Origin of the sequence: Oryzibacter oryziterrae (genome assembly GCF_021864535.1) — a bacterium.
Classification (GTDB): Bacteria; Pseudomonadota; Alphaproteobacteria; order Rhizobiales; family Pleomorphomonadaceae; genus Pleomorphomonas; species Pleomorphomonas oryziterrae.
Genome location: NZ_JAKJIC010000010.1, coordinates 141,433 through 163,879, shown reverse-complemented (window position 1 = coordinate 163,879; position 22,447 = coordinate 141,433). Strand labels below are relative to the sequence as shown.

At 62.9% G+C, this 22,447-nt stretch carries 18 protein-coding genes; 8 read left to right on the top strand and 10 right to left on the bottom strand.

Annotated features, from left to right (window positions below; genetic code table 11):
• Positions 1-2: 2 nt before the first annotated feature.
• Together mtnK and L2I41_RS12635 are read right to left on the bottom strand one after the other, a co-directional pair.
• Complete coding sequence (gene mtnK, locus L2I41_RS12640) at positions 3-1,319, bottom strand: S-methyl-5-thioribose kinase (protein ID WP_237153921.1); 1,317 nt, start codon at positions 1,317-1,319, stop codon at positions 3-5.
• A gap of 259 nt (positions 1,320-1,578) precedes the next feature.
• Positions 1,579-2,013, bottom strand: a complete 435-nt coding sequence (locus L2I41_RS12635; RefSeq protein ID WP_237153920.1) for an RrF2 family transcriptional regulator — start codon at positions 2,011-2,013, stop codon at positions 1,579-1,581.
• A gap of 502 nt (positions 2,014-2,515) precedes the next feature.
• Here L2I41_RS12635 and L2I41_RS12630 point away from each other — a divergent pair.
• From L2I41_RS12630 to L2I41_RS12620, 3 genes are read left to right on the top strand one after another with little or no spacing between them, the layout of a single operon-like run.
• Positions 2,516-3,553 (top strand): amino acid ABC transporter substrate-binding protein, encoded by a 1,038-nt coding sequence (locus L2I41_RS12630; protein WP_237153919.1) that lies wholly within the window; start codon positions 2,516-2,518, stop codon positions 3,551-3,553.
• A gap of 13 nt (positions 3,554-3,566) precedes the next feature.
• Positions 3,567-4,784, top strand: a complete 1,218-nt coding sequence (locus L2I41_RS12625) for an amino acid ABC transporter permease (RefSeq protein ID WP_237153918.1) — start codon at positions 3,567-3,569, stop codon at positions 4,782-4,784.
• Positions 4,781-5,851: an amino acid ABC transporter permease gene (locus L2I41_RS12620; RefSeq protein WP_237153917.1), complete on the top strand. Its 1,071-nt coding sequence runs from the start codon at positions 4,781-4,783 to the stop codon at positions 5,849-5,851. Before L2I41_RS12625 ends, L2I41_RS12620 begins: the two co-directional genes overlap by 4 nt.
• 255 nt (positions 5,852-6,106) lie before the next feature.
• On the opposite strand, the gene L2I41_RS12615 is transcribed toward L2I41_RS12620, so the two are convergent.
• The 7 genes from L2I41_RS12615 to L2I41_RS12585 all read right to left on the bottom strand — a co-directional run bounded on the left by L2I41_RS12615 (position 6,107) and on the right by L2I41_RS12585 (position 16,329).
• The gene (locus L2I41_RS12615) at positions 6,107-7,276 is read right to left on the bottom strand and encodes a VWA domain-containing protein (RefSeq protein ID WP_237153916.1); all 1,170 of its coding nucleotides are present in this window, start codon (positions 7,274-7,276) and stop codon (positions 6,107-6,109) included.
• On the bottom strand, positions 7,273-9,510 hold the full coding sequence (locus tag L2I41_RS12610) for a DUF5682 family protein (protein ID WP_237153915.1): 2,238 nt from the start codon (positions 9,508-9,510) through the stop codon (positions 7,273-7,275). Before L2I41_RS12610 ends, L2I41_RS12615 begins: the two co-directional genes overlap by 4 nt.
• Positions 9,511-9,515: 5 nt before the next feature.
• Complete coding sequence (locus L2I41_RS12605) at positions 9,516-10,598, bottom strand: ATP-binding protein (protein ID WP_237153914.1); 1,083 nt, start codon at positions 10,596-10,598, stop codon at positions 9,516-9,518.
• Positions 10,591-12,039 (bottom strand): DUF5691 domain-containing protein, encoded by a 1,449-nt coding sequence (locus L2I41_RS12600; protein ID WP_237153913.1) that lies wholly within the window; start codon positions 12,037-12,039, stop codon positions 10,591-10,593. Before L2I41_RS12600 ends, L2I41_RS12605 begins: the two co-directional genes overlap by 8 nt.
• Positions 12,036-13,445 (bottom strand): SWIM zinc finger family protein, encoded by a 1,410-nt coding sequence (locus L2I41_RS12595; protein ID WP_237153912.1) that lies wholly within the window; start codon positions 13,443-13,445, stop codon positions 12,036-12,038. The genes L2I41_RS12600 and L2I41_RS12595 overlap by 4 nt, the downstream gene beginning before the upstream one ends.
• A 631-nt stretch (positions 13,446-14,076) precedes the next feature.
• Positions 14,077-15,672, bottom strand: a complete 1,596-nt coding sequence (locus tag L2I41_RS12590) for an ABC transporter substrate-binding protein (protein WP_237153911.1) — start codon at positions 15,670-15,672, stop codon at positions 14,077-14,079.
• Positions 15,673-15,747: 75 nt separating this feature from the next.
• A complete protein-coding gene (locus L2I41_RS12585; protein ID WP_237153910.1) occupies positions 15,748-16,329 on the bottom strand; it encodes a helix-turn-helix domain-containing protein in 582 nt (193 codons plus the stop codon).
• Positions 16,330-16,486: 157 nt separating this feature from the next.
• On the opposite strand from L2I41_RS12585, the gene L2I41_RS12580 reads away from it, so the two are divergent.
• From L2I41_RS12580 to L2I41_RS12560, 5 genes are all read left to right on the top strand, one after another.
• On the top strand, positions 16,487-17,515 hold the full coding sequence (locus L2I41_RS12580; protein ID WP_237153950.1) for an ABC transporter permease: 1,029 nt from the start codon (positions 16,487-16,489) through the stop codon (positions 17,513-17,515).
• Between the two features lie 74 nt (positions 17,516-17,589).
• Positions 17,590-18,495: an ABC transporter permease gene (locus L2I41_RS12575; RefSeq protein ID WP_237153909.1), complete on the top strand. Its 906-nt coding sequence runs from the start codon at positions 17,590-17,592 to the stop codon at positions 18,493-18,495.
• On the top strand, positions 18,492-19,328 hold the full coding sequence (locus L2I41_RS12570) for an ABC transporter ATP-binding protein (RefSeq protein WP_237153908.1): 837 nt from the start codon (positions 18,492-18,494) through the stop codon (positions 19,326-19,328). Before L2I41_RS12575 ends, L2I41_RS12570 begins: the two co-directional genes overlap by 4 nt.
• The gene (locus L2I41_RS12565) at positions 19,325-20,065 is read left to right on the top strand and encodes an ABC transporter ATP-binding protein (protein ID WP_237153907.1); all 741 of its coding nucleotides are present in this window, start codon (positions 19,325-19,327) and stop codon (positions 20,063-20,065) included. Before L2I41_RS12570 ends, L2I41_RS12565 begins: the two co-directional genes overlap by 4 nt.
• Before the next feature lie 144 nt (positions 20,066-20,209).
• A complete protein-coding gene (locus L2I41_RS12560; protein ID WP_237153906.1) occupies positions 20,210-20,704 on the top strand; it encodes a GAF domain-containing protein in 495 nt (164 codons plus the stop codon).
• Between the two features lie 111 nt (positions 20,705-20,815).
• Here the strand turns inward: L2I41_RS12560 and L2I41_RS12555 are convergent, their stop codons facing one another.
• On the bottom strand, positions 20,816-22,402 hold the full coding sequence (locus L2I41_RS12555) for a peptide ABC transporter substrate-binding protein (RefSeq protein ID WP_237153905.1): 1,587 nt from the start codon (positions 22,400-22,402) through the stop codon (positions 20,816-20,818).
• Between the last annotated feature and the right edge of the window lie 45 nt (positions 22,403-22,447).

The window sequence follows — 22,447 nt, the reverse complement described above, 5'->3', positions numbered from 1 at the left end:
GCTCAGATATCCTTCAGCGAGGAGAATGACAGTCTGGAACCGGCGGATCGTCTCTGTTGCTGAAGTTTGCTTGCGACAGCAGTGACGTCGGAGATGCTGGCAAACCGGCCTGGCTCGACCAGCAACAGGCGGCCCAGCGATAAGGCCCCGGCCTCGCTGGCCGCCTTCTGGTCCGGATCGGCGATGCCCTCGAGGTCGCCGAAGTGCGAATAGCCGATGATCGAGCGGATGATCTTGACGGCGGCATAGGCAAGTGTGTCCTGCCAGATCTCGTCGAGGAAACGCTCGCGTTCGGCGTCGAGGGCGGCGGCACCGACGGCATCGGCGAAGACGAAGGCCGGATAGCCGTCACCGCCAGACTTGGCGCGCCACAGGTCAAGGAAGGATCGGCGGAATTCGTCCCAGAAGATCTCGATCTGCTCGAGAATCCACGTCTGAAAGGCGGTGCGATCGTCCTCTGCAGAGGCATAGGCAGGCTGGGAATAGTAGGCCATAAAGAGATGCGCGATGAAGCAGCCGGTATCAACGCCAATGGCCCCGTAGACGCCAAACTCAGGATCGATGATGCGCGTGTCGCCGTCCGTCGCCATCACGGCTCCGGTGTGCAGGTCGCTGTGCACCAGCGCCTGCGTCGACGTCATGAACTTGTAGCCGATGCGGGAAGCCGCAAGGCGCAGCACCGGATCGGCGTGAATCTGTCCGACGATGTCGTCCAGCTGCGGCGTGGTCCAGTGGTTGCGCGGCGAGGGGAAGAACGGGTCCTGGAACACCAGTTCGCGCATGATTCGATGCAGGGCATCATTGTGGCGCAGGCTGGCGATGACCTCCTGCTTGTCCTCGTAGCGCTGGAACAGATCCGAGGTGTGGAAGGTGGCGTTGGCGACGAAACGTCCGACGTCACGGGCAAAATCAGGATAGCGACGGCCTCCGATCAGGGCCGTGCGCAGCACCTCATGCGGACGCAATGTCTCGATGACCAGGATGAAGCGATCGGAATCGTGGTGATAGATGTCCGGGATCGCGCGATCCACATGCGGAGCCACATGCTCAAACCAGATCCTTTCGCAGCGATTGCGATCGAGCGGCAGCTTCCAGGATTCATCGACACGAACATGGGGCAGCGATTGCTTGACGCAGACGCTGCCTGTGCTGCCGGTAACGAGGAACACAAGGTTGAGATAGCCGTCACTGACTTCCTCGACCCTCCAGGCCGATCTGTCCCCGCCAAGCCGTGCTGCCAGCGAGGGATGCTGGTCGAGATAGGACGTAACGGTGGTCGCTGTCAGCCGTTCATATTTCGGGGGAAGAGCGAAGTTCATGATCGCCATCCATCAAGAGACATAAAAAGTATAAAAACGATAGACTATATAAATTTTGAGTTCAAGCAGCCTGCCGCGGCTCCCGTCCGCGGGAGCTCAGACTTTGGTCGCGAGGGGAACTACCGGTGGGCGCAACTGGTCTGCGGCCATGTCCATCAACGAAGCCGGCGCAGCCCTAAAACGAGAACTCGAATCCAATCCGCAGGCACTCAGGCCGCGACCGGTTCAATCCGGTCCATGGCCTTCGGGAGGATCGCCGTCAGAAACTGATATGGCATGTGGCCTTGGCGTTCATGTCGGCCAGCGTCATGTTGTCGAGTACCTTGGCCATGGCATCGCGAACTTCCAGCATGGCAAGACGGACCACGCAGCCATTGAGGTCCTTGCAATCGTCGCAAGGCTGGAAGGCGGTGCGGCTGGCGCAGGCGATCGGAGCCAGCGGACCATCGAGGGCCCGGACCACCGAACCGATGATGATTTCGTGCGGCGGCTTGGCGAGCGCGTAGCCGCCGCCGGGACCTTTCCAGGAGCGAATGAACCCGGCGTTCTTGAGGTCTCTCAGAATGGCGTCCAGGAACTTCTTGGAGATATTCTCGGTTTCCGCGATTTCGGCGCTGAGAATCGGTCGATCAGCTTCTGTCCGTGCCAGATGCGACAGAGCCTTCAGACCATATTTTCCCTTGTTTGTGAGCATTCCGAACCCCGAACCTTCACTGAAACAGACGCAATCGCAACCAGCCTCGGCGCAGCTTGCGCGGCGTCCGTCGACCTTGTTACCGAATAACACGACAAGATTTTGAATTCATTGACATATGCGAGGACGCCACCGCCAAGGTGGAAACGCTCCTCCCGAGGTGGCGGTCAGGTTCTCCGCAAAGGATGGTCCGTGGCCTGCGCGGGGGAAGGCCCCAATCGTCCAAGGGCGTCGGTTGTCGGGGGAGGCTCAGGACAAGACCGTAGGGGAGATCATCTATCTTCAGTTGTTCGGATTTTGAATTTTGCGACCAATCGGCGATCATGAGAACACGATTTCAGAAATCGCTATAAAAATAATAGATTATATTTTGTGCCGGTGCCGCCTTTTTGGTCAACTTGATTTCAGAGCCCGCCGCACTCCTCCCAAGACCCATGAGCGCGGTTCGCCATAGCCGCATACGGCGGGTTCCTCCCTCTTCAAGTGCTTTTACAGGTGGTTCATGACCTATCCATTCAGCCTCAAGCGTCTTGCTGCGACCGGCGCCGTCGCGCTGTCCCTCGGCGCGGCCGCGATCTCCAGCGCCTTTGCCGGTCCGACGCTCGACGCCATCCAGCAGCGCGGCGTGATCAAGGTCGGCGTCGGCACGTCTCCCGGCTTCTTTGCGCCCGATTCCAACGGCAAGTGGCAGGGCTTCTTCGTCGATTTCGGTCGCGCGCTGGCCGTCACGGTGTTCAATGACCCGAACAAGGTTGAGTTCACCTCGTCGTCGCCGCAGCAGCGCCTGCCGGCCCTGCAGGCCGGTGAGTTCGACATTCTCCTGTCGGGCGTGACCCAGACTGTGACGCGTGCCTTCAAGCTTGGCTTCCACTTCGGCCCGGTCGTCTTCTATGACGGGCAGGGCATCCTGGTGAAGAAGTCGCTCGGCGTTGAAAAGGCCGCCGACCTCGACGGCGCCACCATCGGTGTGCAGTCGGGCACCACGGGCGAACTCAACATCGCCGACTTCTTCCGCAAGACCGGCAAGAAGTATACGCCGGTGGTGATCGAGGACTCCAAGGAGTTCGTCGCTGCGCTCGAATCCGGCCGCGTGGACGCGCTAACGCAGGACAGCTCGGATCTGGCCATCCGCCGTTCGGAGTTCAAGAATCCCGACGACTACGTGCTGCTGCCCGAGCGCCTGTCCAAGGAGCCGCTCGCCCCGGCCGTGCGCGCCGGTGACGACCGCTGGCTCGAAATCGTCAACTGGACCGTCTATGCCACGATCCAGGCTGAGGAATTCGGCATCACTCAGGCCAATGTCGACGAGTTCCTGAAGAGCGAAGATCCGGCGATCAAGCGCTTCCTCGGCGTCGACACCTCGCTCGGCGAAGCCATCGGCCTCGACCCGAAGTTCGCCTACAACATCATCAAGGCCGTGGGCAATTACGGCGAGATCTTCGATCGCAACATCGGGCCGAACACCAAGGTCGGGTTCCAGCGCGGCTACAACGAGCTGTGGACCAAGGGTGGCCTGCTCTACTCCCCGCCGTTCCGTTGATCGGATGACCCACATGGCCGATATCGTGGATCGATCCTTCGAAATGCGTGAGGCAGCTCCAGGTCCGCAAGGGCCTGGAGTTCTGTCGTTTGCAGTGACTTGGCTCGGGCGTTGGCCGCTGGCGCAGATCGCGCTCTACGTCGGCACCTTCGCCATGATCGCCTATCTTTGGACGAACCTTGAAGCCAACATGGCCCGGCTGGGGCTGACGCCGGGATTTGCCTTCCTCAACCATGCTGCCAACTTCGGCATCGGTGAGGGGCTGATCAGCTTCGAGGCCGGCGACAGCTATGCCCGGGCGATCCTCGTCGGTCTGCTCAACACGGTCAGTGTGTCCCTCGTGGGCTGCGTTCTGGCAACCGCGCTCGGCGTTGCCTTCGGCATCCTGCGCCTGTCCGGCAACCCGCTGATTTCGAGATTGTCACAGGTCTACGTGGAGGGCCTGCGCAATACGCCGCTGCTCCTCCAGCTGTTCGTATGGTCGACGCTGCTGCATCTGCTGCCCAATCCGCGCCAGGCGTTGTCGCCTGCGCCGGGCGTGCTCTTGTCGAACCGCGGCCTGTTCCTGCCGTCCATTTCGGCAAACGGGTGGGGCCTGCCGATCCTGGCAAGCGCCGCGCTCTTGCTGGCGTTGCAAGGGACCTGGCTGACCAGGCGGCGCCAATCCGTGGGGCCGGCCCCGCTGGCGGTCGTGGCAGCGGCCACCATTGTGTCCACGCTGGTGCCCTTTGCCGTTGCTCTGCTCGCCGGGATCGACTTTCAGCCGGATGTGCCGGCGCTGCATGGCTTCAACATCATCGGCGGCATCTCGCTGACCCCCGAATATACAGCGCTTTTGCTCGGCCTTGCGGTGAACGCCTCGGCGTCGATCGCCGAAACCGTGCGTGCCGGCATTCTGTCGGTCCAGACGGGGCAGTGGGAGGCGGCGCGGGCGTTGGGTCTGCGACCGGGGCAGATCTTGCGCCTCGTCATCCTGCCGCAGGCTTTCCGCGTGATCATCCCGGTGATGACCTCCTCCTATCTCAGCCTGACCAAGAACTCATCACTGGCGGTCGCCATCGGCTATCCGGAACTGGTCAGCATTCTCAATACCTCCGCCAATGTCACCGGACAGGCGCTCGAGGTTATCGTGATCATGATGGCCACCTATCTCACTCTCAGCCTGGCGGTGTCCCTGGCCATGAACGCCTATAATCGCCGCAACATGCGCAAGGGGGGCTTCGGACGATGAGCCTTGTGGACGACAAGCCGCCCGCGCTCCTGGATCGGCATCCGCTTCTGAAGGCAACGCTGGGGACGCCCGGCAACGCGGCGATCACACTGGCTCTCGCGATCCTGGCGGGCCTGCTGCTGCCGCGCGCCTGGGACTGGTTCATCTGGAACGCCGTCTGGTGGGGATCCGCCGAGGATTGCACCGCCGCTTCCGGTGCCTGCTGGGCCTTCATCGGCGAGAAGCTGCAGTTCATCGTCACCGGCCTCTATCCGCCGGAGCAGAGCTATCGCGCCTATGCCGCATGCGGCCTGCTGTTCGGGTTGCTGCTGGTCTCCACCAGTCCGCGCCTTTGGGGGCGCGGCCTGTTGGCGCTGTGGATCGCCGGCATCGGCGGCGCGATCTGGTTGCTGGGCGGCGGCGGACCGCTGGTCCCGGTGGCGACCGACAAATGGGGCGGCTTGCCGGTGACGCTGTTCCTGTCCATCTCCGCCTTTCTGCTGGCCTTTCCACTGGCGGTCGGGCTGGCGCTCGCCCGCCGTTCGCGTCTCGGCGGCCTGCGTCTCTATGCGGTGACCTTCATCGAGCTGGTGCGCGGCGTCCCCTTCATTGCCATTCTCTATGCCGCCACGCTGCTGTTTCCCTTGATGCTGCCCGAGGGCGCCGCCATCGACAAGTTTGCCCGCGCAACCGTGGCGCTGTCGCTGTTCGTGGCGGCCTATCTCGCCGAGATCATCCGAGCCGGCTTGCAGGCCATTCCCAACGGCCAATATGAAGCTGCCCAATCGCTCGGCCTGACATGGTGGCAGGCGACCAGATTGGTGGTGCTGCCGCAAGCCTTGAAGACCGTGATCCCCGCCATCATCAATCTCGCCATCGGCATCTTCCAGGATACGACGCTGGTGGCGGTGATCGGCATGTTCGACCTGCTCAACGCCGCACGCGTGGCCGCCAATGATCAGGTCTGGCTCGGCTTCTACACCGAAGCCTATGTCTTTGTGGCGCTGTTGTATTTCCTGTTCTGCTTTTCGAGCGCCAGATACAGCCTGTGGCTGGAACGCCACCTCAATCCGGTTCGCCGGCATTGAGGATTGAAGAGCCGGCGGAAAAGGCCAAGCGCCCTCTGGGCCCTAGATGAAACCGTCGTCCGCGCCCACTCATCAGACGGTTCAGGAACACTGTCTCCTGGCCACTCTTGAACCTGTGGATTTTGCGGGGGCATTGGCGCCCCACTGTCGCCAAACGGCCATGCTCGCAGTTGGTCTGACCTGCGGGCGGATGCGGACCCCAGGGGTAGAGCGGGGCTACCGGTCACGGCTGCAACGTTGCGCGATGGCGCGACCTCACGGCGGATTGCTCGGACGGACGGCGGCGATCTCGTTGGCTGCCAACCATTGGGCGAGATCTTGCCGTTGCAGGGCGGCGGCCATCAGGTCGGGAAACTGGTCTGGCGTACAGGCAAACACCGGGCAGTCCATTGAGGCGATGAGGCCGGCATGGTTGGTATCATAGGCAGGATGCCCCTGGTCCGAGAGCGCCAGCAGGACGATGACATTGACCCCGGACTGCTTGAGTTGAGCGACGCGCGCCAGCATGTCCCTGGCATTGCCGCCCTCGAACAGATCGCTGATCAAAATCAGATGCGTCTTGCTCGGGTGCTCGACCTTGCTCTCGCAATAGGCAAGCGCGCCGTTGATGTCGGTGCCACCGCCAAGTTGAACGCCGAACAGCACATCCACCGGGTCGGCCAGCATGTCCGTGAGGTCGATGATGGCTGTGTCGAAGCAGACAAGCGATGTGCGCAGCGCCGGCAAGGACGCCATCACGGCGGCGAAGATGGACGCAAAGATGACGGAGGGCGCCATGGAACCGGACTGGTCGACGCAAAGGACCACATGATCGACATCGGCGCGTCGGTTGGAGCGGCGGGCAAATCCGACCAGGGCTTCCGGTACGATCGTCTTGTGGGCGGCTTGATAATGCCTGAGATTGGCACCGATGGTCCGTGGCCAGTCGATGTCGGAATGGCGAGGCCGTCGCGTGCGCTTCTGGCGATTGAGCGCGCCGCGCACCGTTTCCAAGGTGCGGTGCTGGAGGCGGCGCATCAAGTCGGTGACCACCTGCGATACCACCAGCCGCGCCGCTTCCTTGGCCTTTTCGGGAATGGCCGAGCGTAGCGCCATGAGATCGGCGACCAGATGCACGTCCGGCTCAAGCGTCTCCAGAAACTCAGGCTCCATCAGGAGCGCCTTGAGATTGAGCCGCTCGAAGGCGTCCTTCTGGATAACCTGGACGACATTGGATGGAAAGAACTCGCGGATATCTCCCAGCCATCGGGCGACGCGCGGAGCAGACGCCCCAAGGCCTCCCTTTGTCTTGCGGCTGTCGACGTCGTAGAGGGCGCCAAGCGCCTGCGACAGTCGCAGGTCGCTTGCACTGAGCGACCCGTTGCCCCCGTCCTGCTCGATCCCGACCGCAAGTTGCCAGCGCCGCATGTGTTCCGCGTTGCTCATGATGCGGCCTCCAGTCCGAGAATGCGAAGAAGCAGTGGCAAGGCAGCCATGAAGGCGGCGTTTTCACCAGCCTCGACTGCCATGGGCTGTGCGACGCTGCTCGTCATTGGCCCTTTGGCAACCACAGTGAGAAGGCGCTTGCGGGTCACAGTGTCGAACCCGGAGAAGGCGCGACGCAAGAGCGGCAGCACTTCCATGAAGCCGTCTTCGTCGAGTGCCATCAGCCAAAGATCGATGAGGCTGAGAATGGCCGGATCCTGTATGAGGATTTCAGCACCGCCCGCCAGAAAGGCTTCCAGAAAAGCACCCGCCGTGCGCGGTGCGGCGTTCATGTGCAGGGAAAAGGCAGTTGCGACGGCTTCCGCATCGAGGCACCCGGCATCCGCAGAGCGGCGCAAGGCAAAACCTGCAACCGGGGCGGCGGCTTGATCGTCTTCGACGATCAGGAGCAACTGCCGCCGCCAGAATACGATCAGCTCGTCCTCGCCGATCAAGCCAAGCGCCTCGTCAAACGCGCGCATGGCGGCGACGCGCGCGTCAGCAACATCGGCCTCCAACTGGTGCGAACCGATGCGGATGCCGGCGTTGACCTCAATCACCAGGGCGGTGATCAGCGCCCTCAATGCCTCCTCGGGCAGTTTGCGCGCGGTGCCATAGCGAAGAACCGAAGCCAGCGGAACAACGGCTTTCATGAGATCGGTCAAGTCGGACGCGTTGACCGCCAGCGCCTGCAAGGAGGCGATGGCATCGGTCGCGGGGTCAGGCAGATCGGCCACAAGCGCCGCACCGACCAGCTTGGCCAACTCGCCGATCCCCGTCGCCGCTTTGGCCCTTTCACGCACGAGATTGCCGGCCGCTTCCTCGATGGTGATGCCGTAGACGAGGCAATCGGCCAGCGCCACCGAGAACTCCGGCTGCCAGGACAGGCGCCACACTTCGCGGAACGTGCCGCGCCCGGCGTTGGCTTCAATCAGATGCCCCCAGGGAACATTGAGGAGCATAAGGCGGTGGAGGAGGGTGGATTTCAACAAGCCCGCCTCGCTCCGCAAATCGAGGCGGATGTCGGTCTCGAGGTCCTCCGGCTTCAGGCGTGCGCGGCGCTGCCAAAGGGCAAGATCCCTGGCAAGCGGCATTTGCGGGATATTCTCGCCGATCTCGCCGATCATCTCGCCCACGTAAAGTCGGCGTTCGATGAGGCGCAGCGGAATTTCATCGCCGTGGCAGAGCGCGGCAAGGGCGCCCTCGCGCATTTCCGCCAGACCGGGCATGGCGAGATCGCGCAACTGGCAGAGCGCCAGCGACAACCGAGCGGCCTCGATGGCCGCAGCCGACGACGCGGCCAAGCCCGCGCTGCGCAGCAGGGATGCCGTGCGAGCCTGCCAAGTCGCTGCGAAAGTGGCCGGATCCTGTCTCTTGGCTGAGTGCGCCTGCCACAGGTGACGATACCAGCCTGGCGAGATCACGCCGGCACCATAGCCTGACGCGCTAGCCAGCCGACTGTCGGTCCAGGGCACCCAGGTCGCTTCGACCTTGAGTTTGGCGAGATCGCGGATGGTCGCCTTGTCCTCGGCGATCGGCAGCTTCTGGCGCAGTGCCGGCACGTGCCAGGCCCCGACGACGGCCGCGAGTGTACCACTATGGTCCTTTAGCGCTTGGCGGGTGGCCAGCCGCATGAAGGCCTCGCGGATCTCATCGCGCCGGCCGATTGCAAGCCCGTCGCTCTCGGCCGATGCCCGGGCCTCGGCCATGGTGTCACCGATGGCGGCGAAAGTCGCCAGCGGATCTCCAAGTCCGCCGCTCTCTTCGATGAGAGCATTCCAGAAGGCTTCGCCGTCCTCGGCACCTGCCGTGCGGGCGATCAGGTCGAGCGGATCGGGGCGTAGAGCCAGCTCAGTGTCTTCGCCCGGCTTCCAGGCTAACGATATGGTGGCGGGCCAATCGATGAACACCACAGGTCGACCGTGAGCGACCGCCCAGCGGATGGCCTGCCATTCTGGGGAGAATTCGGCGAAGGGCGCAAAGACGGCCGCCTTGGCATCATCCACCACATAGAACAGCAGCGCCACTGGTGGCTTAAGACCGGCATCGCCGACGTGCCGGACCAGCGCCTCGCCTTCGGGGGCGCCTTCGATCAGCACCGCAGCCGGATCTAGTCGATCTAGCGCCGCGACGGTAAGCGCCGCCGAACCGGGGCCATGATGGCGGATGCCGAGAAGGTGAAGCCGGTCGTCCATCGGGGTCAGATCACATCGCGAATGGCGCGATAGAGGTCGTCCCAGCCATCGCGGGAGCGGACGACATTTTCGAGATATTCCTGCAGCGCCACCATGTCCTGGACCGGATCCTTGACGACGGCACCAACCAGATTGGCGGCCATGTGCTGCGCTTCCAGCACGCCCCGACCGAAATGTGCCGCCTCCGACCACGAACCAACGCCGACGGAAATGGCTTCGGCCGTCGACAGCGATCCTGACGTGGTCTTCAGCTTGACCTTGCCATTCTCCGTCTTGCCCTCGCGCAACTCGCGGAACATCACGACGATACGTGCCAGTTCGGCATCTGCCGGCTTGATCGGCGGCAGTTGCAGGCTTGTGCCGATCTCGGCGACGCGCTTGACCACGATGCCGGTCTCTTCCTGGATGGTGGCAGGCGAGGGCAGCACCACCACATTGAAGCGACGCTTGAGGGCCGAGGAGAGGTCGTTGACCCCCTTGTCGCGGTTGTTTGCGGTGGCGATGACGTTGAAGCCGCGCCGGGCCTCGATGGCGGTGTCCAGCTCGGGGATCGGCAGGGTCTTCTCGGACAGGACGGTGATCAGCGTGTCCTGGGTGTCGGACGCCATGCGGGTCAGCTCTTCCAGGCGAAGAATTGTGCCATCCTCCATCGCGCGGGTCAGCGGCGTCTTGACAAGTGCCGCCATGGAGGGACCATTGGCCAGCAGCATCGCATAGTTCCAGCCGTAGCGGATCTGGTTCTCGTCGGTGCCTGCGGTGCACTGGATGAGCCGCTGGGACGAGCCGGAAATGGCCGCTGCCAGGTGCTCCGACACCCAGGACTTTGCCGTGCCGGGCAGGCCGAGCAGCAGCAACGCGCGGTCGGTGGCGAGCGTGGCCACGGCGGTCTCGATCAGCCGACGATTGCCGACATATTTGGCCGAGACGGGCGTTCCATCCTTGGCCTTGCCGCCAAGGATATACGTGACGACCGCCTGCGGTGACATCTGCCAGTTCTCCGGCCGCGGCCGGTCGTCGCCCGCCTTGAGGGCAGCAAGTTCGTTGGCAAACAAGTCCTCGGCGGACCGGCGCAGTTTCACGTCACTCATTGGACGACACCTTCTCAAGACTGCCAAGAAGATCGAGCCAGGCGATGACGGAGCCGCCCCCCTCTTCAAGGCTAAGGGCAAGGAAACGTACGGTTTCCCGATTCGACGGGGGAGCCAGCAATGCCAGCGAAGCGACAATGCCGGGCATTTCGCGCAGGGTCCCTTCAGACCATTGCCGCTCCGTTGCGTCGGCAATCACCTGAAAAGCCGTGGGCGCCAAGGCGCAACCTGTCAACGCGTAGAGTTGGCTCAAGAAGGCGTTGAGGGCTGGGAACTTGGAGTTTGCGCCAGACCGGACAATGGTCTCGGCAAGGGTCAAGGCTTCTGCAGGCGTGAAGTCCTGGCCACGACTGAAGCCGCCGGACGACAGCAAAGCAACAGGATGGTTCGACGCCTTTGCAAGTTGCGCCACGATGTCGAAGCGGCGCGATTGGGCAGCCATCAAGGCGATTGCCGCCGGAAGCCGGGCATCATCAGCCGCGGCATCGACCAGATCCGAGACCGACATGTCGAACTGAGCGGCACAGCTCTCAATGGGTATCTCGGAAAATTCGCTCATGACCCAGTGCAGCCAGACCAGATCGATGACCGTCGCGGGGAGCTCGAGCTTCAGCACGCTTCTCTTGCGGAAGATGCCCTTGGTTTCCTTGGTGATGCGTCCAAGCGTTTCCTTGTGAGCGGGGCGATCGACCGCCACCCCGGCCACTCGGGCAAGGAAACTGGCCGCGAGATCGCGCACCTTCGGTGCTCGATCCTTGGAAAGGCCTTCCAGAAACGGCTGATCGTCGGCGCTCAATCCAGTTCTGAGAGCGGCGAGGAGCCGAAGACGCATGTCCGCAGCTTCCGTTGCCCACACCGCCTCGATCAAGGCGCGTGCGCCAGACGGATCGGTCGCCCGCTTCTCGCCGATGTAACGCTCCCGGCGGGTCGGTGCTGCGTAGGACCAGTTGTCGTCGTTGAGAACGGCAAGATCGAAATAGCCCCTACGCTCTTCGGCGGACTTGTCTCGGTCGAGCCAGGCAACCGCATCGGCCCCGAGCCGGTCGGCATGCGTACGAACAAAGCCTTCAAGGCGCTGAAAGTCATAGGGATGAGGGGCAAGGAACAGGCGATCGAGCGCCTGTGCCATACCGGCAGACAGCGGATCGGTAGGTGCGAATGCGAACTTGCCGGCCCCGAACAAGCGGATGAACCGATCGCGCAGGTCGTCCGGGATGACCTTGCGCTTTCCGCTGAGGCCGGGAGAAGCCAGAAACTCATGTGGCGCCGCGGGGCGCTCGAGCCGCAGGATCTGGGCGAGCAAGGCCATGGCCTTCAGATCCGCCTTTGGGTCCCCGGCTGCCAGTGGCGCGCCGACGGTTCGCGCGTAGTCTGGCCGGCGGCGGGAGGTGCCGAGGAGGAAGGCCGAAAATACATCGGATTTCAGGCCGGAGGTTTTCATGAGCCCACCCATCGCCCAAGCGGTGTTTCGGCTTGCGCCAGCCAGAAATACCGACCATCCCAAAGACCGACGCCGTCAAAGGCGTCGGCCCCGGCCAGCGCCCAGACCGATGCTTCCTGATGTGGCGCGATGGCCAGCGCAAGGCCGTCTGGGGAATCCATGAGATAGTAATCGCTGGCCCGGCGACGGACCGTCGCCCCCAGGAAGGTGAGTGGCCATTCGCCAAGCCAGGGCTTGGCGGCCAAGGCTGCCTGATAGTCTGCAAAGGCTGCGGAAAGAGAAATGTCCGGTAGCGACGGAAGCGCCCGAGACGGCGCCGTCGACTGCGTCTGCGCACCGACAAGCGCGCGCAGCGGCACTGTCGTCGTATAGAAGACCAGTTCCGCTTCGAACACGTCGCCAACCAGATAGCCCGCAGCGCTTGTGCCGCCGGCCAGGGGGACGAAGTCGAGGAGAAGCGCAAAGCGCGGCGATCCGCCGTCGCCGTCACGCAGCAGCCAGGTTTCGATCCGCCGAAGCCGGTCCGGTTGGACAATCTGGCGCGCCGCAAACACATGCCATCGACCGGCCACATGCAAGGCCGTGGGGTCGGCCAGAAGCGCCTCGCGCCCCTGGTTCCAGCCGACGGTCTGGCGCACATCCTCCCGCAAGGCTGCGTCGAGGTCGTCCTGACGTCGATAGGCTTCGGCGATGAGGTGAAGCTGTCCCAGCTCTTCGATCGCCGCTTGCGGACGCAAGGTCTCCGGCAAGGCAAACAGGCGTGACGACAGCAGATCAACGCGCATGGCGAGGCTGGTCGCCTTGGCGTCCACCAGACGCTGAGCCAGCTTGCGACAGGCCGCGCCCGCATCCGTCAGGAAGGCGGCAACACCGCGATCGAGTTGATCTTGAAGCCAGAGGTCAAGTTCATCGAGACCCAAGAGGATGCTCGCCTCGCGTTCGCGCTGGATGCGCTCGCGCTGTGCCTGAGCCCGCGCCTCGGCCTTGGGATCGGGCGTATCCTCTGCGATATCGGCCGATAGAGCGGCGGAGATCGATCCTTTCGGCGTCTCCACGGGCGTGGCCGCAGCCGAGGGACCTCGCCGCCGCGAGAGCCAGTCCAGGACCCACTCCGGCCTGTCTGCCCGCGCAAAATCAACCTTGCGCTCGGCGCGCAGCCACATCAGCGCCAGCGTATGCTTGCAGGGAAATTTCCGGCTCGGGCAGGTGCATTTATAGCCGGCATCTTCTTCCGAGATCACCACCCGATAGGGCGTTGCGCCGGATCCCTGTACTTCGCCCCAGACCAAACCACCGTCGTCGCAAGCAAGGGTTGGCCAGGTAGCAGGCTTCAAGAGCTTGCGCGCGGCATTCAGCGACGCCTGATCGGGGGCAAGCGCCTCAATCCGCTCCAAATCTAACGCCACGAGCCAACCTCTATCGCAATCAGTGTCTCTAGAGTCCCCTCAAGCTAGTCGAGCAGAGTGAGCCAATCCATCAAGTCGAGGCAACAATCCGCAATTTTTCACAGAAAATGTCATGGCACAGCATCAAGCAGTTGTCGGCTTCTCAATATTGCAATGTATCCCTGAGCTGGCTGAAAAGTTGTTGGGAACGACAACCCTCGTCCATCCTATCTCCCCCCAGTCCCAGGACCGGTCGATTGAAGAAGGCCAAAACTTGGCGACACCGAGGCTAGGCCACCCCGGAGTGAAAAGGAGCTACGATCCTGCCATGTATGCGCCTCGACTTGCATCCCAACACGGCAAGGAATCGGGGCGGAGGTCGAGGCAGCGACATCCACGTCAGGTCATTCCGACGTTCTCAACCCCGCTCGCCGCGGTTGTTACCGGTGAGGCCTGCCTGTGCCTCACTCTGGATGAAGCCGGAGCGGAATCACGCGCCGCGATATGTGGGAAGAAAAAGACCGTGTTCACTGCAAAATGCGCGGTGAACACGGTTCTTCTTCAGCCGAAAACTTTGGTCGTTGCTCTGAATCAATGAGCGCCCCGGCGTGCGGTTCGATCGGGCAGGCACGCCGGGGTGTGTTTGGCGTTGTCAGTCCTTCTTGACCAAGCGGTAGAAGACGAAGTCGGGAGCGGCGCCGTTGACGTAGCCCGACACCTTCTTCGACATGGCCACCTGTTCGGAGGCCTGGAACATCACCACGATGGGCGAGTTGGTCTGGACCTTCTTCTGGATGTCCACGTAGAGCGCATTTCGCTTGGCCGGATCAGTTTCCGACTTGGCCGCCTTGGTCTCGGCATTGAGCTCGGCCGGCACGGCCCAGCCGTTACGCCAGGTGGTCGTCGACTGGTAATGGTCGTCGGAGTTGTCTTCGTTGAAGGCAAAGGCGGAGGCGTTGGAATCGGGGTCCATGAAATCGGGACCCCAATAGAGCAGCATGCCCTCGTGGGTGCGGGCGCGATACTTGGTGATCACCTGGCTGCCCGTGCCCGGGATGATCTTGAAATTGATGCCGGCCTGCGAAAAACTTGCCTGCAGCGACTGCGCCATGTCGGTAAAGGGCGCGGAGTTGATGACGTCCAGCGTCACATCGAGCGGCGTCTTGACGCCGGCCTTGTCGAGGATCGCCTTGGCCTTGGCCGGATCGTAGCTATAAGGCGTGTCGTCGAGCGCGCCGGGGAAGCCCGACGGCCAGAAGGCCTGGTGCACCTGCATCTGCCCCTTGAGGAAGCTGTCGGTCATGCCCTTGTAATCGACCAGATAGCGTGCAGCCTCCCAGATGGCCGGGTTGGTCAGCGCCGGATCCTTCTGGTTGAAGCTCAGAAAATGCACGGCGGCTTGCGGATAGGTCTCGACCACCAGTCCATCTTCCTTGGAGACCTTGGCAACCTGGTCCGGCGTCAGATTCTTGGCCATGTCCACGTCGCCGGTCCCCAGCAGCAGCTGCTGGGTGGCGGCTTCGGCCACATGACGGATGATGACCGACTTCAGCGCCGGGGCGCCGCCGAAATAATCGGGATTGGCGGTGAGGTTGAGGAGTTCCGCTGGCTTGAAGGTCTTGAGCACGAAAGGACCGGTACCCGCCGAGTTGGCCTTGAGCCAGGCATTTCCCATGTCGCCGTCGGTCTCATGGCTCTTGACGGTCGCCGCATCGACCACAGAGGCGGGGCGGGCGGCGAGCACGTTGAGCACGAAGGCGGACGAGAAGTCGCCAGCGTATCTGACGATGACCTTGTTGCCGTCGGCCTTGACCATGTCGGCGACATTCTCAGGCGTCCAGCCGAGCTGGGTGAGGATGAAGGACGGTGCCTTGTTGAGCTTGATCACACGGGCAAAGGAGTAGACCACGTCGTCAGCGGTCATGGTGTTGCCCGAGGAGAACTTGACGCCATCACGCAGGGTGAAGGTGATGGTCTTGGTGGCTTCGTCGACGGACCAGGCGGTCGCAAGGCCCGGCGCCAGCGTTTTGACGTCAGGCGCGTCATACTGGACGAGGCGATCATAGGTCTGGGTGACATATTCGCCGGAGGTGAATTCGAAGGCCTCTGCCGGATCGATGCTGACGATGTCATCGATGTTCTGGGCGACCACCAGCGTGTGCGCCGGTGTTGCGGCATAGGCTCCGCTGGTCATGGATACCGGCAGCAGGAAGCTGGCGGTTAGCAATGCGGCCTGGAAAATCTTCATGTCTTTGGTCCCTCTGTTGTTTATGTTTCCAAAGCTGTCATGGGGCTTGCCGCCGGCGATCGTGTCCTGGACAGATCACGGGCGGAAAAGCGGAAGCGTACCGGTCCAGAGCAAGGTGGTGACCTTGTCGGAGTCATTGCGCCAGGCATGCGGACGGCTGCCGCGGAAATGCAGGCAGTCACCGGTCTCCATCTTCATCTCCTCGCCGTCGAGACTGTGGATCAGGCGACCTTCCAGCACGTAGACGATCTCTTCGCCCTCGTGGCTGACCGTCTCCGAGGCATAGCCGGGCGGGATGTGAATGATGAAGGAAGAGAGCGTGTTGCCGGCAAAATCCGACGCCAGTCGCTCATATTGCACGGGCGAACCGTCAACCGCGAAGCGCCGACGATCCGTGCCTTTCGACAGCAGATCCTCGGCGGCGGGGGCGGAGACGAAATAGTCGATGCCGACCCCGAGGCAGCGGGCGATCTGAGCCAGCGTGCCCAGCGAGGGCGTCGCCTGGTCACGCTCAACCTGGCTGAGATAGCCTACGGAAATGCCCGCGGCGGCGCACACGTCCTGCAGCGTCATCTGCAATTGACGCCGGCGCTCGCGCATCAGGGCACCCACGCAGGGCCGGACACCGTCATGCACGGCAGTGTTGGCGGTCGACATAAACTTTTTTACTCCGGGCAAAATCTATTTGATCAAATCAAAATGATTTGTATAGTCAAGCTTAATTTTTCGCCCCGCTCGATCATTAGGCAGAAGGAGAGTTGCACGCGTGTCTTCCCTGAGCGACGCTCAGCCTGCCGCGACAGGCAAGATGCCTATGGGACTGGTCAGGGCCTGGCGGCTCGTTTCCTTCATCGTCCGCTTTGCCGCCTCGCTGCTGCTGACTTTCCTGGGGCTGCTGGCCATTACCTTTTTCATCGGCCGGATCGTGCCGATCGATCCGGTGCTGGCCGTGGTCGGCGATCGCGCCCCGCGTGCCGTTTATGAGGCGGCGCGGCTCAAGATGGGGCTGGATCAGCCGCAAATCGTCCAGTTCATCCAATATGTCGGCGCGGTCCTGTCCGGAGACCTCGGGCTGTCCGTCTCATCAGGCCGCCCGGTGGTGCAGGATCTCGCCGAGGTTTTCCCGGCAACGCTCGAAATGGCAACCCTTGGCATCGCCATCGGCGTGTTGCTCGGCGTGCCGATGGGTGTTGAAGCGGCGGCGCACCGCAATAGTTTCGGGGATCAGATCATTCGCGTCGTCGGCCTGGCCGGCTATGCCGTGCCGGCCTTCTGGCTCGGGCTTGTCGGTCTTGCGCTCTTCTACGCCCGCCTGCAATGGGTGGCCGGCCCTGGACGGCTCGATGTCTTCTATGACGGCATTGTCGAGCCGGTCACCGGCCTCCTGCTGGTTGACAGTCTGTTGGCTGGCGAGACCGAGATCTTCTGGAATGCCGTCAGCCATATCCTGTTGCCCGCCGCGATCCTCGGCTTCTTCAGCCTCGCCTATATCTCACGCATGACGCGCTCGCTGATGCTCGATCAGCTCGGGCAGGAATATGTGACGACGGCACGCGTCAAGGGCGTGTCGGAACGGCTGGTGATCTGGCGCCACGCCTTCCGGCCCATTCTGGTGCCACTGATCACGGTGATCGGCCTGTCCTACGCCAGCCTGATCGAAGGCTCGGTGATGATCGAAACCATCTTCTCCTGGCCGGGGATCGGCAACTATCTCACGACGGCGCTGCTCAATGCCGACATGGCTGCGGTGCTGGGAGCGACGCTTGTCATTGGCGGCGTCTTCATTGCCATCAACAAGGTTTGCGATGGTCTCTACCGTGTTTTTGATCCGCGCTCGCGCTGACGGGATTGCCAGATGAAGTCCATGAGCCAAAACGGCAGCCTTCGCCAGCGGTCGCAGTCTTGCGGGAGGCGCCCATGACGACGCTGAGCCACTGGTTGACCGACGACAGCCCCGCCTCGCGTCTGCAGGCCCGGTTGGGGCGCTGGTATCGCATGGGCCTTGCGCTTTGGCGCAATCGGTTGGCCATGCTTGGCGTGGCCATCGTGCTGGCGCTGGTGATCCTCGCGGTCGCCGCACCCTACATCGCCTCCCATGATCCGCTGGTCCAGGATCTCACCCGCCGTCTGCTGCCGCCGAGCGGCGACAACTGGATGGGGACGGACGAACTCGGGCGCGACATCTGGTCCCGAGTCGTCTTCGGTGCGCGGATCACGCTGGTGATCGTCGCCATGGTTGCGGTGCTGACCGCCCCCATCGGCCTGTTGCTCGGAGCCATCTCGGGCTATCTCGGCGGCTGGATCGATCGCCTCATCATGGGCGTCACCGACATCTTCCTGTCCATGCCCAAGCTGATCCTGGCGCTGGCGCTGGTGGCGGCGCTGGGGCCGGGCATTGAAAACGCGGGGATCGCCATCGCCATCACCTCCTGGCCAGCCTATACCCGTATCGCCCGCGCCGAAACGCTGACCTTCAAGAATGCCGAGTTCATCGCCGCCATGCGCCTGCAGGGGGCTTCAACGGCCCGCATCATCTTCGCGCATGTGCTGCCACTCTGCCTGTCGTCGATGATCGTGCGCGTTACCCTCGACATGGCCGGCATCATCCTGACCGCCGCCGGCCTGGGCTTCATAGGCCTCGGTGCCCAGCCGCCGCTGCCCGAATGGGGTGCCATGATCGCGCGCGGGCGTTCCTTCATCCTCGATCAGTGGTGGGTCGCCACCATGCCGGGCTTTGCCATCGTCATCGTCTCGCTCGGCTTCTGCCTGCTGGGCGATGGTCTGCGCGATGTGCTCGACCCCAAGAGCGGAGATCGGCATTGACGAAGCCCTTGCTGGAAGTCGAAAATCTCCGCGTCACCTTCCCGACCTCGCGTGGCGACGTGGATGTGGTGGCCGGCATCTCCTTCTCTCTCGGTCGCGAACGGCTCGGCATCGTCGGAGAAAGCGGCTCGGGCAAGTCCATGACGGGGCGCTCCATCCTGCGGCTGATCCGTCCGCCCGGCCGCGTGCGCGCCGACCTGTTTCGCTTCGACGGCCAGAACCTCCTCGATCTGTCGGAACGGCAGATGCGCGCCATCCGTGGCGCTCGTATCTCCATGGTGATGCAGGATCCCAAGTTCGCCCTCAATCCGGTGATGACCGTCGGCGAACAGATTGCAGAGGCGCTGCGCGCGCACGGCAATCTGCCACGACGCGAGGTCAGTGCGCGCGTTCTCGACATGCTCGCGGCGGTGCGCATCACCGATCCAAAACGCGTCGCCAGCCTCTATCCCCATGAGGTCTCCGGGGGCATGGGCCAGCGCGTCATGATCGCCATGATGCTGATCCCCGAACCGGACATACTGATTGCCGACGAGCCCACCTCTGCGCTCGACGTGTCCGTCCAGGCGCAGGTGCTCGACATCATCGACGAACAGGTGCGCCAACGCGGCATGGGCCTGATGCTGATCAGCCATGATCTGGCGCTGGTGTCCCACTATTGCGACCGCGTCATCGTCATGAATGCCGGTCGCATTGTCGAGACGCTGGACAGCGGCCAGCTCGGGGCCGCCAGCCATCCCTATACGCGGGCGCTGATCGAAGCCGTGCCCCGGCTCGACGAGACGCGTGACTGGCTACCGACGTTGCCGCGCGCCGGGGGAGAGGTTGCATGAACGCCCTGTTGCTTCAGGACCTCGACGTCTTCTATGGCCCGACACAGATCACCCGCGCCGTCACCTTGAGCGTGGCTGCTGGCGAGAGCTTTGCCCTCGTTGGGGAAAGCGGCTCGGGAAAATCGACAGTGCTCAAAGCCATCGCCGGGCTTGCCCCCAAATGGAACGGCGCGATTTCCGTCTTCGGCACGCCGCAGCCCCATGGCATCTCGCGCGCGCTGTCGCGCCATTGCCAGATGGTCTTCCAGGATCCCTATGGCTCGCTGCACCCGCGCAAGACCGTGGATGCCACGCTGGCCGAGCCGCTGGCCATCCACGGCCTCAACGATCACAACCGCCGGATCGAAGCCGTGCTGGCCGATGTCGGCCTCGATCCGCGCTTCCGCTTCCGCTATCCGCACCAGTTGTCCGGAGGGCAGCGTCAGCGGGTTTCCATCGCGCGCGCGCTCATTCTCGAACCCAAGCTATTGCTGCTCGACGAACCGACGTCGGCGCTCGATGTGTCGGTGCAAGCCGATGTGCTCAACCTGCTGAAGCGCCTGCGGCAGGAGCATGGTCTCACCTATCTGCTGGTCACGCATAATCTGTCGATCGTGTCCTTCCTCTGCGACCGGCTCGCGGTCATGCGCGTGGGGCAGATCGTCGAGACCGCCGACGTGGCGGCGCTCAAGGCCGGGCGGTTGCGGCACCCTTATTCCCAGGAGTTGGTGGACCTCAGCCAGCGCACCATTGTGTGAAACCAGCGAGCGGGGGAAACGCTCATTGCCATTCCTTGCAGGGATTTCTCAAGCCTCCCAAGCAAATGAGACGTCTCGCATGGCTCGCGGAGGGGAAGCACTGGCTTCCCGCGCGAGGCAGTATGAAATCAGGAGATGAAATCTGTGACCGACGTTGAAACTGCCGCCGCCTTGTCCGCCTTCAAGACTCGCCTTGCCGCCGCTCAGACCCCTGACGCGCCCTGGTCTGCTCTGCAGGAGCTCACGGAAAAGCTTGTTGGCGTGAAGCTCTTCACCATCATGACCGTTGACATGGTGGCCGAGGTGGCGCGCCGCGCCTACAGCTCCAACCCGGAGGCCTATCCGGTGTCCGGCACCAAGCCGATCCACTACGACAGCTGGTTCGAGACCGTACATCTGCAGCAGCGGCCGTTCATCGCCAACACCATCGCCGACATATCGGAGGTCTTTGGCGATCACGAGCTGATCTGGTCGCTCGGCTGCGGTTCGGTGATCAATCTGCCGGTGGTGGTCGACGGGGTTCTGCTTGGAACCGTCAATATGCTGCACGAAGAGCATTTTTACACGGAAGCGCGGGTCGAGGCGGCCGTGTCGCTCCTGACCGAGCCATCGCTCGCAGCCTTCCGAGCGGCTGCCTGATCCGCTGCAGCAGATGGCTGATGCGGCTTGATGTCGTCGGCCCTTGAGGCGTGGGGGAGAACCCCGCGCCCCCGACCGTGTGGAACGGCCGGGGGCGCGGGTTTCACAGCCTTACTTCTCCAGCGTCACCGCGTCGAAATAGGGCTGGTTGAGCGACGAACGCCAGAAGCCCTTCACATAAGGCTTCATCATCATATAGGTGTTGCGATAGTAGAATGGCAGGATCACCATGTCATTCATCACCAGCGCTTCGGCCTTGCGCATGTCGTCCAACGACTTGGCCGGGTCCTGCGTGACCTTTGCCTCGGCGATCAATTTGTCATACTCGGGGTTCTTCCAGCCGGAGAGATTGTTCGGGCTGTCAGAGGTGAAGATGTCGAGGAAGGTCATGGGGTGCGGATAGTCGGCGCCCCAGCCCATCTGGGCGATCTGATACTTGATCTTCTGGACTTCCGGATAATAGACCTGCCACTCGCTCGCCTGGATCTTGACGTCGATCCCGAGGTTCTGCTTCCACATCTGCTGCACGGCCTCGATCTGCTTCTGGATCGCCGGTGTGCTGTAGGTGACGTAGACGGTTTCGGGGAAACCCTTGCCATCGGGATAACCGGCCTCGGCCAGAAGCTTCTTGGCGTCTTCGATCTTGGCGGTCGGTGCGAGGCCAAAGTCCGAGGTGCCGGTGCGGAAGTCCTGTCCCGCGACATTGATGCCCGGCGGAACAAGACCGAGCGCCGGCTGATCGGCCGTCTGCATGACGAACTCGATGAGGTTCTGCCGGTCGATGGCCTCCGCCAGCGCCTTGCGCACGCGCACGTCGTCAAACGGTTTCACAGCCGGGTTGAAGTGGGCAAAGGTGGTGCCGAGCGCCGGAATGGCAAGGAAGCCATTGCCGTCTTCTGACGACAGGCGTGGCAGCTCCGGGCCGGGAACCGCTTCGATGCCGTCCACGTCGCCAGCCTCATAAGCGGCGAGTGCTGTGGCCGGATCGGCGATCAGCCGGAAGGTCAGCTTGTCGAGGCTGACCTTGGCGGCGTCGTAATAGTCGGCATTCTTCTCAAGTACCGTCGACTTGCCGAAGTTGAACTCGCTGACCTTGAACGGGCCGTTGCCGATGAAGGTCTTGGGATCGCGCGTCCAGCCCTCGGGGCTCGCTTCCACCATGTCCTTGCGCACCGGATCGAAGATCTGGAACGGCAGCAACTGCATCATATAGGCGAGCGGAGCCTTCAGTGTGAACTCGAAGGTGTGGTCGTCGACGGCGCGGACGGCGACCTCGTCCTTCTTCTGGTCAGCGAAGAACTCCTCGGCGCCCTTGATGACATAGAGCATCGGCGCATTCTTGGCGCCGGTTGCCGGTGTCAGCACGCGCTTCCAGGCATAGACGAAGTCACCGGCGGTCACCGGTTTGCCGTCGGACCATTTGGCGTCGTCGCGGAGGTGGAAGGTGTAGGTAAGGCCATCGGCGCTGACGTCCCAGCTCTTGGCAACCGCCGGCAGCACGGCGCCGTCGGGGCCGAACTTGACGAGGCCTTCAAAGGTCGAACCGATCACCGGGAGGGCAAAGGTTTCGGCCGACGTGCCGGGATCAAAGGTGGCGGATTCGTTGTTGACGACATAGGTCAGTTCGCCGCCGGCCAGCGCCGGGCCTGCGCCAAGGGCGAGGGCCGTGGACAGCAGCAACATGAGTTTCCTGGACATAGGCTTCTCCTCTGAAGTGGCGTGTTTCGCCCTTTTTACATGCAG

Bases quoted from the DNA above. Each gene is read 5' to 3' on its own strand.
- mtnK (WP_237153921.1), bottom strand. From the start codon at position 1,319: ATGAACTTCGCTCTTCCCCCGAAATATGAACGGCTGACAGCGACCACC.
- L2I41_RS12635 (WP_237153920.1), bottom strand. From the start codon at position 2,013: ATGCTCACAAACAAGGGAAAATATGGTCTGAAGGCTCTGTCGCATCTG.
- L2I41_RS12630 (WP_237153919.1), top strand. From the start codon at position 2,516: ATGACCTATCCATTCAGCCTCAAGCGTCTTGCTGCGACCGGCGCCGTC.
- L2I41_RS12625 (WP_237153918.1), top strand. From the start codon at position 3,567: ATGGCCGATATCGTGGATCGATCCTTCGAAATGCGTGAGGCAGCTCCA.
- L2I41_RS12620 (WP_237153917.1), top strand. From the start codon at position 4,781: ATGAGCCTTGTGGACGACAAGCCGCCCGCGCTCCTGGATCGGCATCCG.
- L2I41_RS12615 (WP_237153916.1), bottom strand. From the start codon at position 7,276: ATGAGCAACGCGGAACACATGCGGCGCTGGCAACTTGCGGTCGGGATC.
- L2I41_RS12610 (WP_237153915.1), bottom strand. From the start codon at position 9,510: ATGGACGACCGGCTTCACCTTCTCGGCATCCGCCATCATGGCCCCGGT.
- L2I41_RS12605 (WP_237153914.1), bottom strand. From the start codon at position 10,598: ATGAGTGACGTGAAACTGCGCCGGTCCGCCGAGGACTTGTTTGCCAAC.
- L2I41_RS12600 (WP_237153913.1), bottom strand. From the start codon at position 12,039: ATGAAAACCTCCGGCCTGAAATCCGATGTATTTTCGGCCTTCCTCCTC.
- L2I41_RS12590 (WP_237153911.1), bottom strand. From the start codon at position 15,672: ATGAAGATTTTCCAGGCCGCATTGCTAACCGCCAGCTTCCTGCTGCCG.
- L2I41_RS12585 (WP_237153910.1), bottom strand. From the start codon at position 16,329: ATGTCGACCGCCAACACTGCCGTGCATGACGGTGTCCGGCCCTGCGTG.
- L2I41_RS12580 (WP_237153950.1), top strand. From the start codon at position 16,487: ATGGGACTGGTCAGGGCCTGGCGGCTCGTTTCCTTCATCGTCCGCTTT.
- L2I41_RS12575 (WP_237153909.1), top strand. From the start codon at position 17,590: ATGACGACGCTGAGCCACTGGTTGACCGACGACAGCCCCGCCTCGCGT.
- L2I41_RS12565 (WP_237153907.1), top strand. From the start codon at position 19,325: ATGAACGCCCTGTTGCTTCAGGACCTCGACGTCTTCTATGGCCCGACA.
- L2I41_RS12555 (WP_237153905.1), bottom strand. From the start codon at position 22,402: ATGTCCAGGAAACTCATGTTGCTGCTGTCCACGGCCCTCGCCCTTGGC.